The sequence below is a fragment of the Dactylosporangium cerinum genome (genome assembly GCF_042653625.1).
In the GTDB taxonomy this organism is placed as follows: domain Bacteria; phylum Actinomycetota; class Actinomycetes; order Mycobacteriales; family Micromonosporaceae; genus Dactylosporangium; species Dactylosporangium cerinum.
The window spans coordinates 1-742 of sequence record NZ_JBHSIU010000137.1 but is presented as its reverse complement, the minus strand read 5'-3'; the positions used below and the strand labels follow the sequence as shown (position 1 = coordinate 742).

Annotated in this window: 1 protein-coding gene; it reads right to left on the bottom strand. The window is 75.5% G+C overall.

All coding sequences use genetic code 11. The annotated features are described in order from the left end of the window. Positions 1-14 precede the first annotated feature (14 nt). Positions 15-742 (bottom strand): glycosyltransferase family 2 protein (locus ACFPIJ_RS64360; RefSeq protein ID WP_380129441.1); only part of this gene is annotated, 728 nt, incomplete at its 5' end.

Below are 742 nucleotides of genomic sequence, written 5' to 3'. Positions count from 1 at the left end.
CACGGCAGACGGCTTCAGCCCCTACGCCCAGACCGACCTCGTGAGGCAATGAGCGCCGAGCAGGTGTCCACTGTGGACAATTCGCGGGACGACGCGTCGCGGTGCCATGCCGGCCCGCCGCGCCGGGCGGCGAGCGCGGCACGAACCGCGAACGCGACATACACCACCGCGGCCGGGGCGAGCCACGGCCGGCGCAGCACGACGTGGCGCAGCCAGGCAAGCCGGGCCGCGCGCCGGATGTTCGGGTCGGCGGCGCGTAGCTGCGCGTTGGCCGCCCGGACGCGAGTCAGGCAGCGCACCAGGTCGCGGCTGCGCCGCGGCGTGGCGACCCGGGCGCGGGCCGCCTCGATGACCGCCTTCTCCGCGGCGTGGAACTGCCCGTCGAGGAACAGGTCATCGGCGAGCACGTCCGGGAACCGCTTGAAGCGGGCCCGGCCGGTCACCGACACCGCGACGACACCCCGCCCGAACAGGCCCGTCCGGTACGCCGGCAGGTGCCGGTCGATCGCGTAGAACGCCCGGACCAGCGGCGACCGCCCGGCAACGTCGAGGTCGCGGCGGGGCACGACGGCGAGCGGCGCGCCGGGGCCGGTGAGCGCATCGGCGAGCGCACGGACCGCCGCCGACTCCAGCACGATGTCGGCGTCCAGGTAGACGCGTGGAAACGCGGTGCTCACCGCGTCACCGGCGTTGAGCGCCGCCGACTTCGACGCCTCCGGCAGTTCCAGCACGCGGACGCCGG